The sequence below is a fragment of the Rhodococcus sp. C1 genome (assembly GCF_020809065.1).
GTDB classification, from domain to species: Bacteria; Actinomycetota; Actinomycetes; order Mycobacteriales; family Mycobacteriaceae; genus Rhodococcus_F; species Rhodococcus_F qingshengii.
In genome coordinates this window covers 5,151,408-5,167,619 of record NZ_CP078080.1, presented here as the reverse complement: position 1 = coordinate 5,167,619, position 16,212 = coordinate 5,151,408, and the positions used below count along the sequence as shown (strand labels likewise).

The 16,212-nt window shown below is 62.9% G+C and carries 11 protein-coding genes; all 11 read right to left on the bottom strand.

Going from position 1 to position 16,212, the window contains the following annotated elements; all coding sequences use genetic code 11:
* Positions 1-25 precede the first annotated feature (25 nt).
* Positions 26-706, bottom strand: coding sequence for a 3'-5' exonuclease (locus KTR60_RS23730; RefSeq protein WP_003940028.1), 681 nt, complete (start codon positions 704-706; stop codon positions 26-28).
* Between the two features lie 123 nt (positions 707-829).
* Positions 830-1,963: an o-succinylbenzoate synthase gene (menC, locus tag KTR60_RS23725; RefSeq protein ID WP_003940422.1), complete on the bottom strand. Its 1,134-nt coding sequence runs from the start codon at positions 1,961-1,963 to the stop codon at positions 830-832.
* A complete protein-coding gene (locus KTR60_RS23720; protein ID WP_030535170.1) occupies positions 1,953-2,774 on the bottom strand; it encodes a GNAT family N-acetyltransferase in 822 nt (273 codons plus the stop codon). The genes menC and KTR60_RS23720 overlap by 11 nt, the downstream gene beginning before the upstream one ends.
* On the bottom strand, positions 2,752-3,915 hold the full coding sequence (locus KTR60_RS23715; protein ID WP_003939777.1) for a M20/M25/M40 family metallo-hydrolase: 1,164 nt from the start codon (positions 3,913-3,915) through the stop codon (positions 2,752-2,754). Before KTR60_RS23715 ends, KTR60_RS23720 begins: the two co-directional genes overlap by 23 nt.
* Positions 3,912-7,271 (bottom strand): serine hydrolase, encoded by a 3,360-nt coding sequence (locus KTR60_RS23710; protein ID WP_228401305.1) that lies wholly within the window; start codon positions 7,269-7,271, stop codon positions 3,912-3,914. The genes KTR60_RS23715 and KTR60_RS23710 overlap by 4 nt, the downstream gene beginning before the upstream one ends.
* The gene (locus KTR60_RS23705) at positions 7,268-8,059 is read right to left on the bottom strand and encodes an ABC transporter ATP-binding protein (RefSeq protein ID WP_003940215.1); all 792 of its coding nucleotides are present in this window, start codon (positions 8,057-8,059) and stop codon (positions 7,268-7,270) included. The genes KTR60_RS23710 and KTR60_RS23705 overlap by 4 nt, the downstream gene beginning before the upstream one ends.
* Positions 8,056-9,936: a dipeptide/oligopeptide/nickel ABC transporter permease/ATP-binding protein gene (locus KTR60_RS23700; RefSeq protein ID WP_225320135.1), complete on the bottom strand. Its 1,881-nt coding sequence runs from the start codon at positions 9,934-9,936 to the stop codon at positions 8,056-8,058. Before KTR60_RS23700 ends, KTR60_RS23705 begins: the two co-directional genes overlap by 4 nt.
* A 1-nt stretch (position 9,937) precedes the next feature.
* Positions 9,938-10,951 carry an ABC transporter permease gene (locus tag KTR60_RS23695; RefSeq protein WP_003940249.1) on the bottom strand — a complete coding sequence of 338 codons (1,014 nt, stop codon included), beginning with the start codon at positions 10,949-10,951 and terminating at the stop codon, positions 9,938-9,940.
* 62 nt (positions 10,952-11,013) lie between these two features.
* Positions 11,014-12,615, bottom strand: coding sequence for an ABC transporter substrate-binding protein (locus KTR60_RS23690; RefSeq protein WP_030535172.1), 1,602 nt, complete (start codon positions 12,613-12,615; stop codon positions 11,014-11,016).
* Positions 12,616-12,842: 227 nt separating this feature from the next.
* On the bottom strand, positions 12,843-14,441 hold the full coding sequence (locus tag KTR60_RS23685) for an ABC transporter substrate-binding protein (protein ID WP_007731371.1): 1,599 nt from the start codon (positions 14,439-14,441) through the stop codon (positions 12,843-12,845).
* Positions 14,442-14,585: 144 nt separating this feature from the next.
* A complete protein-coding gene (locus KTR60_RS23680) occupies positions 14,586-16,187 on the bottom strand; it encodes a PucR family transcriptional regulator (RefSeq protein WP_007731373.1) in 1,602 nt (533 codons plus the stop codon).
* Positions 16,188-16,212: the final 25 nt, after the last annotated feature.

The following is a 16,212-nucleotide window of genomic DNA, read 5'->3' as shown; positions in this document are numbered from 1 at the left end:
GCGGTCGTCCGAGCCGGGGAGGACGTCAGGCGATGATGCGAATCGGCCACTGGCCGTTCACATCTGCCACGTCCCTCCCTTGGCTGAGAAGGTACTCGGCGAAATCGCGTTGCCGCTCGGCGTGCCAATCGGCTTGATCGACCATGAGATCGAGCCCCAGGATGTCGGGGAACCGCACGGCCAACTCGCGGGCCAACGCTGCCGCAGCTTTGGCATCGGCCTCGGCTTCGTGCGCCGACTCCAATGAAATTCCGTAGTGCTCGCACACGGCCGCAAGCGTTCGCTTGCCCTTGCGGAACGTATCCATCGCCCGATCGATCACGTACGGATCGATCACCAACCCCGGAACGAATGCAGGCTTGCCGATGCGCAGACCCTCGGCATGCATGACCGTCAGATCATAGGAGGCATTGAACGCCACCACGGCGTGATCGCGCGCCCAGGAATTGTGCAGAGCCTCGCGAATCTCTTCGTAGCCCTCGGAATAATCCTGGCCGTGTTGCGCCGCGAACTCGGTGCTGATGCCGTGAACAGCCGAGGCGCCGGCGGGGATGTCGACGCCGGGATCGAGTAGCCACGTGCGTGTTTCGACACTCGAACCGTCGATCACCGCGACGCAGGCACTGACGATACGAGCGGTCGACGGATCCCGCCCCGTGGTCTCGAGGTCGAACGCGCAGATCGGGCGATCGGACCAGCTACTCATCGGGGGCCTTTCGGTGCAGAACGTCATGTCCGAATCACTATGCACCCCCCTACCGACACAAACGACGAACAGCCACCTCCGGGGTGAAGGTGGAGGTGGCTGCTGCGTAACTGTGTGACGGACCTACAGAATCTCGGTTCCGACCGTGAAGCGATCCATGACGTCTTCGCGCGGAGTCACACCGAAGCCCGGTCCCTGCGGCACGGCGATGTGGCCGTCCTCGATGACAAAAGGTTCGGTGATGTCTTCCTTGTAGAAGCGATCGGACGCCGAGATGTCGCCGGGCAGCGTGAATCCGTCCAGCGCCGCGAGGGCTGCGTTGGCGGCGCGGCCGATTCCGGTCTCGAGCATTCCGCCGCACCACACCGCAATACCGTGTGCCGAGGCGAGATCGTGGATGCGCTTGGCTTCCAGATATCCACCGACACGGCTCGGCTTGATGTTGATGACCGAAGCGGCACCGAGCGTGATGGCATCCGCCGCATCCTTGGCCGACTCGACCGACTCGTCGAGGCAGATCGGAGTCGAAAGGGACTGGGCGAGCTTGGCGTGCTGCACCAAATCGTCCTCGGCCAGCGGCTGTTCGATGAGGAGCAGTGCGAATTCGTCCAGGCGACGGAGCAACTGCGCGTCGACGAGGGTGTACGCGGCGTTCGCGTCGACCTGCAGAGGAACGTCGTAGCCGAACTCCTTGCGCACCGCAGCCACGGGAGCGATGTCCCAGCCCGGCTTGATCTTCAGCTTGATTCGCACGTAACCCTGCGACAGATAGTTGCCGACGGTCTCGAGCAGTTGAGGGATGCTGTCCTGGATGCCGACGGACACTCCCGAGGGAACTCGCGTGCGAGTGGCACCGAGGTACCGAGCGAAAGACTGTCCGCGAGCGCGCAATTCAGCATCGAGAATTGCCATTTCGATAGCCGACTTCGACATCTGGTGACCCACGATGTGGTGAAGTACGCTGCCGACCGTCTCGGCGGTGAGCGGTTGATCCGACTGCGACTTACGTAGCGTCGGAACAAGATACTCGCGAAGCATCGCCCGCGCACCAGCGGTGTATTCGGAGTTGTAGTACGGATCGCTGAGCGAGCCGCACTCGCCCCAGCCGACGGTCTCCACCGGACCGTTGGGGCCGTCGGTGGTGCCGCTCACTTTCAGGACGAGGGTGTTGCGCTCGAGCTGGGTGCTGAATGACGTGGTGAAGGGGGAGACGAGAGGGATGCGCAGTTCGCGCAATTCGACGGACTCAATGTGCATGGACTTGCTCTTCTCCGGTTGTCTCGCAGATTTTCGTGAACATGTAATAGCCGCTGGGGTCGAAGCCGGTCGATTGCCATTCCTTCGAGGCGATCAGTGGTTCGAGGTACTCGCGAAGCGCGTGTCGCCAGGCAAAGGCAGAGGCGCGGTCGACTGTTCTCAGATGCTCGATGTCTCTGGGTATTCCGACTGCGATATCGACGCAGTCGGGTGGGATCGGGAGCATTCGAGGCGTACCGTCTTCGGTGGGTTGAAGCACCTTGAATGTATCATTCACGGCCACAGTAGAACTCGGAGATCCACCGACGTCGAGGTCCCAACTGACGAGCATACGATCGCTGGCGTCGCCTGCATTGATTCCGTCTGCCATCGACCCGTAGAAATCCGGGTTGTATTCGGCCGGTTCGGCTCCGAGACGCTGAATGTTGAAATAGGCATTTCGTGCGACCAGTGGATCGAAGGTCCACCGGATCGTCTTGACGCCGCGCTCGATGCACCAGTCTCGCTGATGATGCTTGAGGGCGCGGCCGATTCCCTTGCCTGCGTGTCCCGGTAGTACTCCGGCGATGTGTGAGTGCAGAACCTCGCCGAGAGGCTCGACGAAGAATCCGACGCAACCACCGATCATTTCGCCTTCGGAAAAGGCTCCCACCACGTAGTGACCACCGTGGTGAAGCGCAACCAACATCGCAGTGCCGAAATGAGCCGGTCCGGGACTGGTAGCCCAGATCTCGTCGAAAACGGCGGATAGATCGGCTATTTCGCGGGTATCGACCAGTTCTCGAAACTCAACCGCTTTGCTTTTCGACACGAGGGCCCCCTTCAGACGTGATCGAACGAATAAGGCCCGCAACCAACGCCGTCCTCGGAGCGATTGCGGACACGAGCGCATGCTCGGTCTCGGCGTGTGCACCGCCGCCGACGCCACCGAGGCCGTCGAGGGTGGGGATACCGATACCGGCAGTGAAGTTTCCGTCCGAGGCTCCGCCTACGGCGAGGCCGACGGGCGGAGTCAGATCATGCTCGAGCGCAACGCGTTCCGCCAACGCCAGCAACGGTGCGGACATCGTCCCTTCGAGAGGTGGACGGTTGACACCACCCGAGACCGTGACTACGGCTTCGGGGTGGATTGCCTGCAGGGCTCGGATATTCGCATCGACGCGCTCCTGCTCGGCGGCGCTGGTTGCGCGCACGTCCACGTCGACGAAGGCTTCTGCCGGAACGGTGTTGGTTGTGGTTCCGGCTGAAATGACAGTCGGGGTGACGGTGGTTGCCTGTGCCGGCGAGGACAAGTCGTTGATCGCGATCACGAGACGAGCCAGTTCTACTGCAGCGTTGATGCCTTTTTCCGGCTCCAGCCCGGCGTGGGCGGCGCGACCGGCAACATGGATCCGATACAGCGACACTCCCTTGCGGACAGTCTTCAGTTCGCCACCGTCACCGCCGGCCTCGAGAACCAGTACCGCGCCTGCCGCAAGTTCCTCGATGAGGGACCGCGACGTGGGTGAACCGATTTCTTCGTCACCGGTCACGAGGAGTGTGATTCCGTCGAGTGCATCGTCGCCGTGCAGCTCCCGGACGATAGCGAGGGCGTGGATTGCCTGAACGACACCAAGTTTCATGTCGAGTCCGCCCGGACCTCGGAGCGCTCCGTCGGTGACGGCTGCGGGCAGGCGTGTCAGGGTGCCGATCGGCCACACGGTGTCATGATGACCGAGCAGCATCAGCCGCGTCGGTGAGCTGCCGAAACGGGTCACCAGATGGGTACGGCCTTCCGTCACTATCGACTCCGGTGTCACGCCGAGTCGTTCGTGGACAAGGTCTGACGTCCACTTCGCGCTGCGGGCAACAGCTTCGAGATCGTGTGACGGCGACTCGACTTCGATGAGCGCGATGGCGTCCTCGAGGATCTGAGGAAGTTGGCGCTCGGCCAGATCGCGGAGAATGGTCATCGGTTGTTCACTCGCGGATACGCGCGGCTTCCGACGTGTAGCAATTGTGTACTCCCGTTGTCGGAGAAAGTGATCCGGATCCAACCCGCTGATTGAGGTAGTTGGGTCGCGAATACTCCAGGGTGAACTTCGATCAGGCTGAGAGAGACGGACTCTGCGCTTTCGGCGGTGACCGAAGGGTCGATGTGATCGGTGCGGCGGGCGGTCAGGGAACCGCCGGTCCTTTCCAAGACGAAATCGGCTGCGGCATCGCGGTACAGGCCGCACAGCGCATCGAGTTCTTCAGGTGAGGACGTGACGCGGGTGTGGGGGTCACCAGGCGAGAATGCCGGTGTCACACTGACGCCGCCTATGGAACCGATTACTTCAGCCAGAAGATCGCCGGAGAGAGCGTCCATTGCTCCACCGTTGGCCATCAGGACCACGGCTAGACCGCACGACGGCACCACTCGCAAGAACGACTGCTGGCCGAGAGTTCCGCCATTGTGGCCATGAGCCAGTACCCCGCCCCAATTATGCAGCAGCCACGTGGTTCCCATGATGTCCGCTGACGACACGTCACCGATCTGGCGGCGCTCCTCGAGCATCGCCAGATGGGTGGACCGCTGAAGCAGAATCGGATCCTCGCGCATCGAATCCTGCGCGAACAGAAGAAGGTCCTCGGCGGTGCTGTTGATGAGACCGGCGGGGCCCATCGAGCGAGGGATGAGGAATTGTGGTGTCTGCTCGAGGTCGTCGGCAGCGCCGACGTGCCCGACTGCAGCGCGGTGCAGTGCCGTCTCCTCAGGCAGGGTCGTGGTTTTGGTCAGGCCGAGCGGTTCGATGATCCGCTCGCGCAGAACCGCGTCCCAACTCTTACCTCGGAGAACCTCGATGATTCGTCCGGCGATCACGAAGCCGGTGTTGCAGTACGACCAATCGGTGCCGGGGGCGAAGAGCTGCACCGTTGATTTCAGTGATGCGACGTATCGCTCGACGCAGTCGTCGCCGCGCCCGCCGTCGATGAAAACGTCACCGTCGATGCCACTGGTGTGAGTCAACAGGTGGCGAGTCGTGACCGTTTCGGTGGCTACCGCGTCGGCAACTGCGAAGTCCGGCAGGATGTTCCGGACAGGTGAGTCGAGATCCAGCAATCCTTCTTCGACGAGCTGCATGATCAGGGTGGCCGTCCAGACCTTGCTGATCGAACCCATCTGGAACAGCGTGTCGGGCGTAGCCGCGACGCCGGTGCGGGTACTGACGACACCAGACGTGACCACGGTGCGGGAGAATCCGCTGCGGGTTGTGGTCAGAATTCCCAGTGAGGCGCCGGGCACCCCGTACTTCGCACTCAGGGTGTCGAGTCGGTACTGCCAGTAGTCGGGATCGACCGTGGTCAGTGCGGGCTTGGGGGAGAGGTGCCGTTCGATCCAGTCGACGAGACGAGTGCTGTACTCCAGTCGGTGGGACGGCCGACCCGTCAACACGAAGGCATGTGACGCGTCCGGGAAAACCACCAACTCGGTCGGGGTGCCGGCCAAACGCAGTCCACCGAACCACTGTTCGGCCTGGTTGACCGGGCAACGGACGTCGCTGCCGCCGTGAAGGATCAGCGTCGGTGTCGTCACCTGGGAGACTCGCCCCAGCGGCGAAAGTTCCTGTACCCGAGATGACTGCGGGTCGAATTCGACCGTCTGCAGCAAGATGCCCTCGTCTGAGGGGCCGGCCGTGTTCGCGATGTCGCAAACGAGACCACCGGCGACTGCGACGGCAAACCGATCGGTGACGGACGTCAGGGCGCACGTCATGAATCCGCCGTAGCTGTAGCCCGTGAGTACCAGTTGCTTCGGATCGGCCATCCCCTCGGCGACAAGGGTTTCGACCGGTTCGAGCAGGTCGGCACGATCCGCCTCACCCCAGCCGTCCCGCACACCGTCGAAGAAGTCGTTTCCGTAGCCGTCACTTCCGCGCGGATTGATCATCAAGACCGTGAATCCCAGCGCGACCAGTTCCGCGTGGTATGCGTGCATCACGGTCGGCGTTCCGGTCCAGGCATTGTGTGGTCCGCCGTGGACGTCCAGAACCAGCGGACCGGCGCCCGTGACGTTCGGGTCGCGCAGGATCCAACCCTGAACACGGGTGCCGTCGCTGATGTCGAACCAACGCTCGGAGGCGACTGGAAACGCGACGGAAGTTGTCAGTTCCGTGTTCAATTCGGTGACCGTTTCGACTGCACGAGTCTCGAGGTCGATGACGGCGACCTCGCCGAAGGATGTCGCCGTTGCCAGCGCGACGACGGCTCGCCCGGACGTCAGGGCAAGGCCTGAGACCACTGTCCGCTCGCCGGTGAGAAGTGGTGAGACGGAGCCTGATCCGAAATCGACCTTGTGCAGTTCGGTGGAGCCGTGGTTGCGGATGCAGAAGACGATGTCGCCGTCGGCGGTGAAACTCGGTGCGCCACCGGGATAACCGGTTCCGCCCGGCATGACGTTTCGGTCGAGTCCGGACGTCAGGCTGCGGTCTTCCACTCGCTGGTCGCGGTGCAGGACAAGAAGTTCGTTGTTGTGAATGATCGGTGTGTGCCAACCGACGGCTACGACCGCGTCGCCGGCAGGTGTCCATGCAAGTGGTCCTGCGATGCCGCGTGCGTGCCCCAACATCCGCGGAGCGGAGGCGAGATCAGTCAGCGATACGGTCCAGGCGGAACTCGCCCGCGTCAGATCGGCGTCGCCGTCCATCGCCGCGGTGAAAGCCAGTTCGGTGCCGTCGGGACTGTACGCGGGATGCGAAGCGTCCCAATCGCCGTCCGTCAGCTGCCGAAGCGAGCCGGCGGCCAGATCGAACTCGAACAAGTGCGCCCGAACGCTGCCCCGGACACCGGATCCGTCGACCTTGTAGTTGAGGCGCTTCGCCACCAAGAGGCATGACGATCCGGCGGCAGTGCGGTCGACGGGGGCGCTGAAGGCGATCCGAGCGCCGTCAGGAGAGAACACCGGTGCCCCCGCGCCGAGCGGGAGCTGCGCCGTGGTGGTCAGCTGTGTTGCCGGACCCCCGGTGGCGTCGACCTTCCACAGTTGTGGTGTGCCCGAGGAATCCGGCCGAACGAAGACCAACAGCGTCGAAACGGGATGCCAAGCCGGCGAGGTGTCGGCAGGTCCCGCGGTGAGCTGTAGTTGCGGGGAAGCCAACCAGATCGAGTGCTCGTTGGTATCCGCAGCCGGATTCGATTCGGTACGTACGTATGCAATGCGTCCCGACGCCGATACGGCGATGCTGGTCGGTGTAACCACGGACGCGTAATCCTGGATTCTCGCCGAACGACGTTCTTCGGCACGGGCTACGGCAGCGGGGGAGTCGAGAGTGGTCGGCGTTGTCATTGGAACATCGGCTCCCCGAATGTCGGGATCGCGGACAACAGCTTTGCCGTGTACGGCTCCTTGGGCGAATCGATCACGTCGAGAACCGGCCCGTGCTCGACGATCTCGCCGCCGAGCATGACTGCGACGTGGTCACAGACGTAGCGGATCACCGCCAGGTTGTGACTGACGAACAGAACCGTCAGACCAAGCTGCTTCTGCAGATCCACCAACAGATTCAGAACCGCGCCCTGCACGGACACGTCCAGAGCGGAGGTGATTTCGTCGGCAAGCAGAACTGCCGGTGCGGCTGCCAAAGCCCGCGCGAGGGCAACGCGTTGGCGCTGACCACCCGACAACGACGATGGGTATTCGTGCGCCTTCTCCACCGGCAGTTGGACGGTGGTGAGGAGTCGAGCGACCTCGGCGGCGCGGTCGCCGCGGCTGCGCCGAGCTTTGTCACGACGCTCGGTGGACCGCAGCGCCTCGGCGAGTGACTGGCCGATGGTCATTCGCGGGTCGAGGCACGAGTACGGATCTTGGAAGACCATCTGGATCCGGTGGCGCAGACGAGCCGTCGCGCCGCGGGCGTGAGCGACGTCCACACCGTCGAGAAGGATCTGGCCGGAACTGGGCTCGGCCAGGCCGACAGTTGCTCGCGCCAGTGTCGACTTTCCGGAACCCGATTCACCGACGAGACCGACCACCGATCCGGAGGGGATGTCGAGATTGATGTTCTTGACGGCGTGGAATTTTTTCGAACCGCTACCGAGGTGGACGTTGACGTCACGGAATTCGAGTCTGCTCATCGGATCTCCTCTGCAACAGCCAACAGTTCTTCCAACTCGATGTCGGCGGTGCTCTCCTCGGCGTCGAGGCTCTCCACCTGCCAGGCTTCGTCGACGGTGGCAAGCGGCTTGTCGCGATCGGTGCTCATGGTGGGGACCGCGGCGATCAGCGCGCGGGTGTACGGATGCTTTGCACGGCCGGCAATCAGATCGTCGACTGCGATGTCTTCGACGATTTCGCCGGCAAACATGACGAGGACACGGGTGCACATGCCGGTGATGACGGCCATGTCGTGCGAGATGAGAAGGATTGCGGCGCCGGTTTCTTCGCGAACCTCGTGGAGCAGCCCGAGGACCTCACGCTGAACGGTCACGTCGAGCGCAGTGGTGGGTTCGTCCGCGATGATCAGAGCGGGCTTACCCATCAGACCCATGGCGATCATCGCGCGCTGACGCATACCGCCGGAGAACTCGTGGGGGTACTGCTTCGCACGCCTGGGCGCGTCGGGGATCTTGACGGCGTTCAGTCGCTCGACTGCCGCCTTCTTCGCGTCGGCCTTGCTCATACCTTCGTGGAGCCAACCGATCTCGGCGACCTGGTATCCGACCTTGAGAGACGGATTCATGGACGACATCGGATCCTGGAACACCATCGCCATACGTGTGCCGAGTTGGCGGGCAACCTTGCGCGAAGCCGCGTCGTCCGGCCGCTTGCCGTCCTTCATCAGCACGGTGCCGTCGAACTCGATGAGCCCGGCGTCGACCACGGTGGGGTGGTCGGTCAGCTGCGCGATTGCCATGCAACTCAGTGACTTTCCGGACCCGGATTCACCGACGATGCCCACGGTTTCGCCGCGGTGAACTGTAAAACTGATGTTGTCGACGGGGCGACGCCAGTCGTCACCCGCGGGGACTGCGACGGACATGTTGCGGACGGTCAGTACCGCGTCTTCGTCGGTGGGCGCCGAATCGGCCTGGGCAGTTTTCCGGTTGATCGGCTTCCACTTCGGCAGGCGACTGCTGATCGGGCTGCGAACTCCCGCGCCGCGAGCAATGGCCTCGCCGAGCAGCGTGAAGGTCAAGCCGGCGAGCACGACGGCGATGCCGGGGGCGAGTGCGGTGGCCGGGTTGACGAAGATCTTCGACAGACCTTCGTTGAGCATCCGGCCCCAGTCGAATGCAGGAGGCTGAATGCCCAAGCCGAGGAACGAGAGTCCGGCGAAGACCACGAGGCCGCTGCCGACAGCGATGCTGGCATTGACGATGAGTGGTTCACGGATATTGGGGAGAATGTGGCGGAACAGCAGCCCCGGCTTGGTAACCCCGAGGATGCGTGCTGCGTCGATGAAGTCGCGTCCGTTGACCGACGAAGCCAGTGCGTACGTCAACCTCGCGAACGGCGAGGCCAGGGCGAGACCGATGGCGATCACCGCGCTGCCAGCACCCTGTCCGAGAACGACCAACAGGAAGATCGCGAGGAGCAGTCCGGGGAATGCGATGGCGAAGTTGAGGAATGCCACGACCATTCGTCCGACCCAGCGGGGAGCGAGCGTCGGGAGCGTACCGAGTATCAGGCCAATTGTGACACCGAGTGCGACGGCTCCGAGAGCCATGAGCACCGACAGTCTCGCGGCGGTCATCGTGCGGGCGAAGACGTCACGCCCGCCGGCGTCGGTGCCGAAGATGTGCTCGGAACTCGGTCCCTGAGAGAGTGCCTTCGGGTTGGCTGCGACAGCGGCGTCACCCCAGATCATCGGTCCGAAGATGACGAGGGCGATCAGAGCGGTCAGGAAGGTGAGGGCCAGGATTCCCAATGGGGTGCGGAACGTTCCGACGATCCAGTGTCGTCGCGGGGGCGTCTTGGGGGCCGCAGTGGGGGCCGTAGGTGAGGTGCTCAACTCAGTTCTCCCGAATTGTGGATCGTGGGTCGATGAGAGCGAGCACCACGTCGACGATGAAATTGATGAGAAGGACGATGGCGCCGTAGATCACGACCAGTGTCTGGGCGAGCGGGTAGTCCTTCTCGGTGATGGACTTGACCAGCGCCATGCCCATGCCGGGCCAGGCGAAGATGCTCTCGATGAGCACGGTGCCGGCAATCAGACCACCCAGGAGGAGTCCGGCGAGCGTCAGCGTCGACGTCATGAGGTTGGGCATTGCATGACGGAAGTAGATTCGTGCCACGGGCATTCGCTTGGCGCGCGCCGTACGGATGTAGTCCATGTCCAACACGCCGAGCGCCTCTGCACGGACGATGCGCGACATCGAGGCGATGGCACCGATCGACATGGCCGCGACCGGGAGGATGTAGCTTTCCGGTCCACCTCGGCCGGCGACGGGCAGAACAGGGAACGTGACGGCAAAGAGGTAGACCAGCGCCGTACCGAACATGAACTCGGGGATCACGGCGATGGTGCCCGACGTTGCGGTGTAACCGATCTCGACTCCGCGTCGTCGACCGTTGCGGGTCAGTGCAGCGAAGATGAGGCCGATCGGAATGCCCACTAGCAGCACCGTGACGACTGTGAGTACAGCCAGTTCGAGTGTTGCCGGTAGGCGGGACGCGATCACCTCGAAGACCGGAGTCCTCAAGGTGATCGAGTCACCGGGATTCCCGCTCAGCAACCCGCCGACGAATCGGAAGTACTGCTGCCACAAGGGAAGGTCGTAACCGAGCTGAGACCTCGTTGTCTCGACCAGTTCGACCGGTGCGTTCATTCCCAGTGCCAACCGAACCGGGTCTCCCGGAATCAGTTGGAGCATCAGGAACGCCGCAGTCACCAGCGCCCAGAGTGAAATCACGAAGGTGCCGAAACGACGCAGAAGATATGCGGGCCAGCTGTCGGACTCGAGCCACTTTGCTCGAGCCTGAGGCGCCGCTTCTGGTTTCGCGGCTTCAATAGTTTGACTCATGGGCTGTCTTTCCGGAGGGCGGGATGCTGGGGCGGGAAGATATTTCAGAGTGGGCGGACGGCCTACTGGTAGAGACGCAGCGCAGAACCGTTGAGCGACTTGCCGAATGAGAGTCCGGCCTTGTTGAAGTACACGTTCATGACGGAGTCTGCGAAGGGCACGGCCGCGATCGTCTTGGTGAGCTCCGACTCGGCGTCGGCCCAGGCGTCACAAGCGTCGCTACCGGTCAGACCGGAAGCCTTGGTGGCTGCTGCTTCGTAGGCGGGGTTGCTGACCGATCCGAAGTTCTTGCCTGCTGCGGGAACCGGCCCGGCAAAGTACGCAGTGAAGGTGCTGGGCAGCGAGGAGTTGACCTGGACCCAGGCGATGTCCCAGGCAGAGTTGTCCTTGCCGCTCAGAATGACGTCGATGATCTTGTTCGAGTCGCCCCCGGTCACCTCGACGTTTGCGCCGAGTTCGGACCACGCCGACTGAGCAAGTTCGGCCGCCGCGTTGCGCGGATCGTCGGTGCCGTCGTACACGAGACGGAGATTGAGCGGCTTGCCATCCTTGCTTCGCTTGCCGTCAGCGCCGGCGGTCCAACCAGCGCCGTCCAGTGTTGCCTTGGCGGCAGTGAGGTCGAAGTCCGGAATGTTGCCTGCGACAGAGTCGTAAACGCAGGCGCGCGGTTCGACGGCGACGAGGCTGGTTGCCCGGACCCCGTGTCCGGCGGTGATGACCTGAGTGAGGTCGTCGAGATCGACCGCTTGGATCAGGGCCTTGCGCACTGCGGGATCGCTGGTGGGATTACTCGCGATCTGGTTGAAGTACATCTGGCCTGCCGGCAGTGGCCGACCGACGGAGTCCAGATTGGCTGCCGCGACGCGGTCCTTGTCCGGACCGGCGATCGGAGCTGCGTTGAGTTCACCCGAGAGCAGCTGATTTGCGGCGGTGCTCACGTTCGGCGACATGGCGGCGACGACCGTCTTGGGGACGCCCGGGGTGTCGGAGGTCGTGCCGTCGGGGCCCCAGTTGTAGCCCTCGCGACGCTGGAACGTGTAGTGGTCGTTGGCGGCAACTTCGGTGACTTCGAACATGCCGGTGCCGAGCGACTTCTTGTTCGACGCTGTCGGATCTTTCAATCCGGCCTCGCACAGGATCGGCAGGCGACCGACGTTGAGAAGAAGGAACGGGCTCGGCGCCGGAGTGGTCACCGTGACAGTGCGCGTTGCAGGATCGGCAGTCGCAGTGGCGCCGGTCGGCACGGAGGACCCGCGCAACTGTGAACCGTTGTCCGGGTTGGCCACGAAGTTGATGTTGTCCGCGACGGTCTGCGGTGTCAGCGTCGATCCGTCGGTACAGGTCACCCCGTCACGGATGGTGAAGGACGCCGAGGTCGGGGTCTCCTCCCACTTCTCCGCCAACCACGGTCCGACTTCACTGGTATCGGGATCCTGGTAGATCAGGTAGTCGTACGCCAAACGCGACAACTCGGCGGTCGCCGAGGCGGCCGACATGATCGGGTTGAGAGCACCCGGATCGGCCTGCAGGGCGAAACGGAAGGTCCCGTCGGTGGCCGGTTCACCGCCACTGGCGCCCGAGGACGTGCCTCCCGAGCCACAAGCAGACAACACAAGCGTGAGCCCTGCGGCTGCCGCAAGTGTTGGATAGAAGCGGTGTTTCATGGTGCCTCCGTGATGGAGCAGGGGCCCGAGCGAAAAACGTGAGGGCGCGGTTGAGTGTTGACTGCTAAATCTTGGCGCATGACGTGACGCGCATCTCTGTCGATCCTCACGAAAATCGGGTCGATTTTCGTCCGCTCCCACGAAAACCGTCAGGATCAGTGAATACCTGTCCGTATACCGACAGCGACCGGCGAAACACGACGATTTCCCCGGTCGCTACCGGCGGTCTACTGGTACAGGCGCAGGGCCGAACCGATGAAATTGCGGCCGAATGCAAGACCCGCATTGTTGAAGTAGAGAGTCGTGATCTTGTCGGCAAAAGGTACCGCCGAGTTTGCTTTGATGATCTCGGACTCAGCGTCTGCCCAAGCGGCACAAGCGTCCTCGCCCGTCAGCCCGGAAGCCTTGGTGACGGCTGCGTCGTAGGCCGGGTTGGAGATCGACGCAAAGTTCATTCCCGCAGCGGGCACCGGACCGGAGAGGAAGGGGACCAGCATGCTGGGCAGCGCGACGTTGATCGGCTCCCACGCGACATCCCACGCCGTGTTGTCCTTGCCGCTGAGTGCGACATCGAGAATCTTGTTCGAGTCTCCACTGGTGAGTTCAACGGTGGCGCCCAGGTCGTTCCACGCGTTGACTGCGACGTCGGCGGCAGCATCGGTCGCGTCGCCGAACGTCTCGTAGACCATCCGAATTCGGAGCGGTGTGCCGTCCTTGCTGCGTTTACCGTCCGCGCCGACCTTCCAGCCCGCAGACTCGAGAGTTGCTGCGGCCGCACTGGTATCGAAGTCCGGTAGGTTTCCGGCGACAGAGTCGTAGATGCAGGCCCGCGGTTCGATGGACACCATCGTGGTCGATCGGGTTCCGCGGCCGGCGGTGAAGATCTCGGCGAGGTCGTCGAGATTGAGAGCCTGGACCAGCGCCTTGCGTACGGCAGGATCGCTCGTCGGATTGCCGGGACTGTGGTTGAAGAACATCTCGCCCGCTGGAGCAGGCTGCTTGACGGTATCCAAGTTCGCGGCGTTCATGCGGTCCTGATCGGGGCCGGAGACGGCAGCGGCATTCAGATCACCGGACAACACCTGGTTGGCCGCTGTGCTGTTGTTCGTGATGATGGATGCGACGACATTCTTGGGTACACCGGCAGTGTCGGAGGTAGTGCCGTCCGGTCCCCAGTTGTATCCGTCGCGCCGAACGTAGGAGTAATGATCGTTGGCGACTGCCTCGGTCATCTGGAACATGCCCGACCCGAAGGTCGTCTTGTTTGCCGCCGTCGGATCCTTCAACCCGGCCTCGCACATGATCGGTATTCGCGCCAGGTTGAGAAGCAGGAACGGAGAGGGTTCCGGAGTTGTGACCGTTACGGTCCGGGTCGCCGGGTCGGCGGTGGCAGTTGCAGTTGCCGGTGCGTACACCCCGCGGAGAGCGGATTTGTTTGCTGCGTTGGTGATGAAATTGACGTTGTCGGCGACGGTCTGGGCAGTCAGAGCGGATCCGTCGTTACAGGTGACGCCGTCGCGAATGGTGAAGGACGCGGAAGTGGTTGTCTCTTCCCATTTCTCGGCGAGCCACGGCTTGGTTACGCCGGTATCGGGATCCGGATGGAGCAGATAGTCGTAGCTCAGACGCGCCAGTTGGTGCGCCGGCGAAGCGGCGGTCATCAGCGGATTCAGAGCGCCGGGGTCGGCCACGAGAGCCAATTTGAAGGTGCCGTCCGTGACGGGTTCACCCCCACCCGAACCCGATGAGCCACCCGTTGAGCACGCGGTCAGGGCAAGAACGGTGCCAGTTGCCGCAGCCAGTAGTGCGTAGGACCGTTGTTTCATGGTGCCTCCGGAAGGTGTGGTCCCGCCCGAGTGACGCGAGGTCTGTCGGGTCAGGAGCAAAAGACGATTGCTTGAATCTTCACCCAACAAAAGAACGAGAACATCGTCCGGATTTACGAATGTTTCGTGAGACTTGGTAGATCGCTACAACATTGTCGGATGGAAGAGACGAAGCTGGAGCATCAGGCTGAATCGAGTTTCCGGATCATCGAGATCGATGCCGGCAATCCCGGCAAGCTTCTTGAGGCGGTACCGGAACGTGTTGACGTGGATGTGAACCAAGGACGCAGCAGCCGGAATGTCGCCGAACGTGTCGAGCCAGGCGCGGAGCGTGTCGACAAGGTTGATGTCGTGACTGCGGTCGTACTCACGCAGTACCGCGAGCGGACCCGATGCGGTCTCGTTCTCGTCCGCCAGGGCGTCGGAGAGGCGCAGAAGTAGGGAATTGATCTGCACGTCGTCGGCGCGCGCGACGGTCCGGCCCGAAGAATTCCACGTCGACCTCAGAACGCGAAGCGCTCGGTCGGCTTCGTCGCGTGACTTCTCCAGCGTCATCACGTCGGCCACTGTCGCACCGATTCCGATGACCACCGACTTTTCCGAACGGGAACGGTCTGCAAACTCCGACGCGATCCGACGCACGTAGTCGTCGTCGGTCTGGTGCCGGGTGTGTGGGATTACGGCGTAGACGGTGCCGCCGATCGCTGCCGCCACCGACAGCGGAAATACTTGGTCGAGATAGGTATTGAGTGTCAGGGCCAGTTGATCGACGTCGGCTTCGGCCTCCAACGATGCACCGGCGCCGCTACGGAAGCCGGCCGCAAGCACGTTTGCTTTCGAACGGCCGTAGCCCAGTCGCTCGGCCGCTTCCTTCGCTGAAGTGCCGCCACTCAGTAACGTGATCACCTCGCCCAACCTCAGTCGTCGTGCCGAATCCGCGGCCAGTTTGGCGCGAAGCAAACTCATGGCGGCCACGCCCGCTGCCTCGACGAGCGTTTTGACCTGTAATTCGTTCGGCTCCTCGTCCAAGATCACCCAGATCGAACCGAGGATCTGCGATGCCGCATGTATTCGCATGCCGACGCGGGGCCTGATGCCCGGCCCGATACCCGGTAGAAATACCGGCAGGGTAGAGCCGTAGATCTTGTTGAAATACCCCATTGACCTGAGCCGATCGGAATAGTGCTGCGGCACTTGATGTCCGAGGACACTCTGCTTACGTGCCTCGTCGCCGAAGGCTTGATCCGCCGAGAACGCGAGGATCCGGCTCGACTGATTCTCGATGGTGACCGGGCCGTTCAATACCTGAGCGATCGAGTTGGCAAGATCGAACAGGTCGGCGTCGGCGGCCGACGTGCGGTCCCCGTTGTTGCCGGATTCGAGGATCTCGTTGATCAACGACGCGCTTTGCAGCCAGCTTGCATCCTTGACCATTCCGAGGAGTGCGACGTCGGTGTCGGCCACCGCTTTCTCGACGAGGCCGTCGAAGTCCAGGGGCTCTTTGACGATCAGCGCTACCGCACCTGCCGAGCCGTATTCTCTTACCGCCGTTGCGATATCGGCCGAACCTGCGAGACCTGCGCCGAGTACGACGGCGCCCGCACTGTCCTGGGTAGCTTCGGACCCTTCGTGCAGGGTCACGCGGCTGACAGTGCGGGCGCCGTCGACGGTGTCGCCACCGCTGAGGAACGTCATTCCCAGTCTGTCGACGATGTCGACGATCGATACTCCCGTAGGTGTGGTCACCACCACACCTTAGGGGGAGCGGGGT

Bases quoted from the DNA above. Each gene is read 5' to 3' on its own strand.
- KTR60_RS23695 (WP_003940249.1), bottom strand. From the start codon at position 10,951: ATGAGTCAAACTATTGAAGCCGCGAAACCAGAAGCGGCGCCTCAGGCT.
- KTR60_RS23690 (WP_030535172.1), bottom strand. From the start codon at position 12,615: ATGAAACACCGCTTCTATCCAACACTTGCGGCAGCCGCAGGGCTCACG.
- KTR60_RS23730 (WP_003940028.1), bottom strand. From the start codon at position 706: ATGAGTAGCTGGTCCGATCGCCCGATCTGCGCGTTCGACCTCGAGACC.
- KTR60_RS23705 (WP_003940215.1), bottom strand. From the start codon at position 8,059: ATGAGCAGACTCGAATTCCGTGACGTCAACGTCCACCTCGGTAGCGGT.
- menC (WP_003940422.1), bottom strand. From the start codon at position 1,963: ATGCACATTGAGTCCGTCGAATTGCGCGAACTGCGCATCCCTCTCGTC.
- KTR60_RS23710 (WP_228401305.1), bottom strand. From the start codon at position 7,271: ATGACAACGCCGACCACTCTCGACTCCCCCGCTGCCGTAGCCCGTGCC.
- KTR60_RS23685 (WP_007731371.1), bottom strand. From the start codon at position 14,441: ATGAAACAACGGTCCTACGCACTACTGGCTGCGGCAACTGGCACCGTT.
- KTR60_RS23715 (WP_003939777.1), bottom strand. From the start codon at position 3,915: ATGACCATTCTCCGCGATCTGGCCGAGCGCCAACTTCCTCAGATCCTC.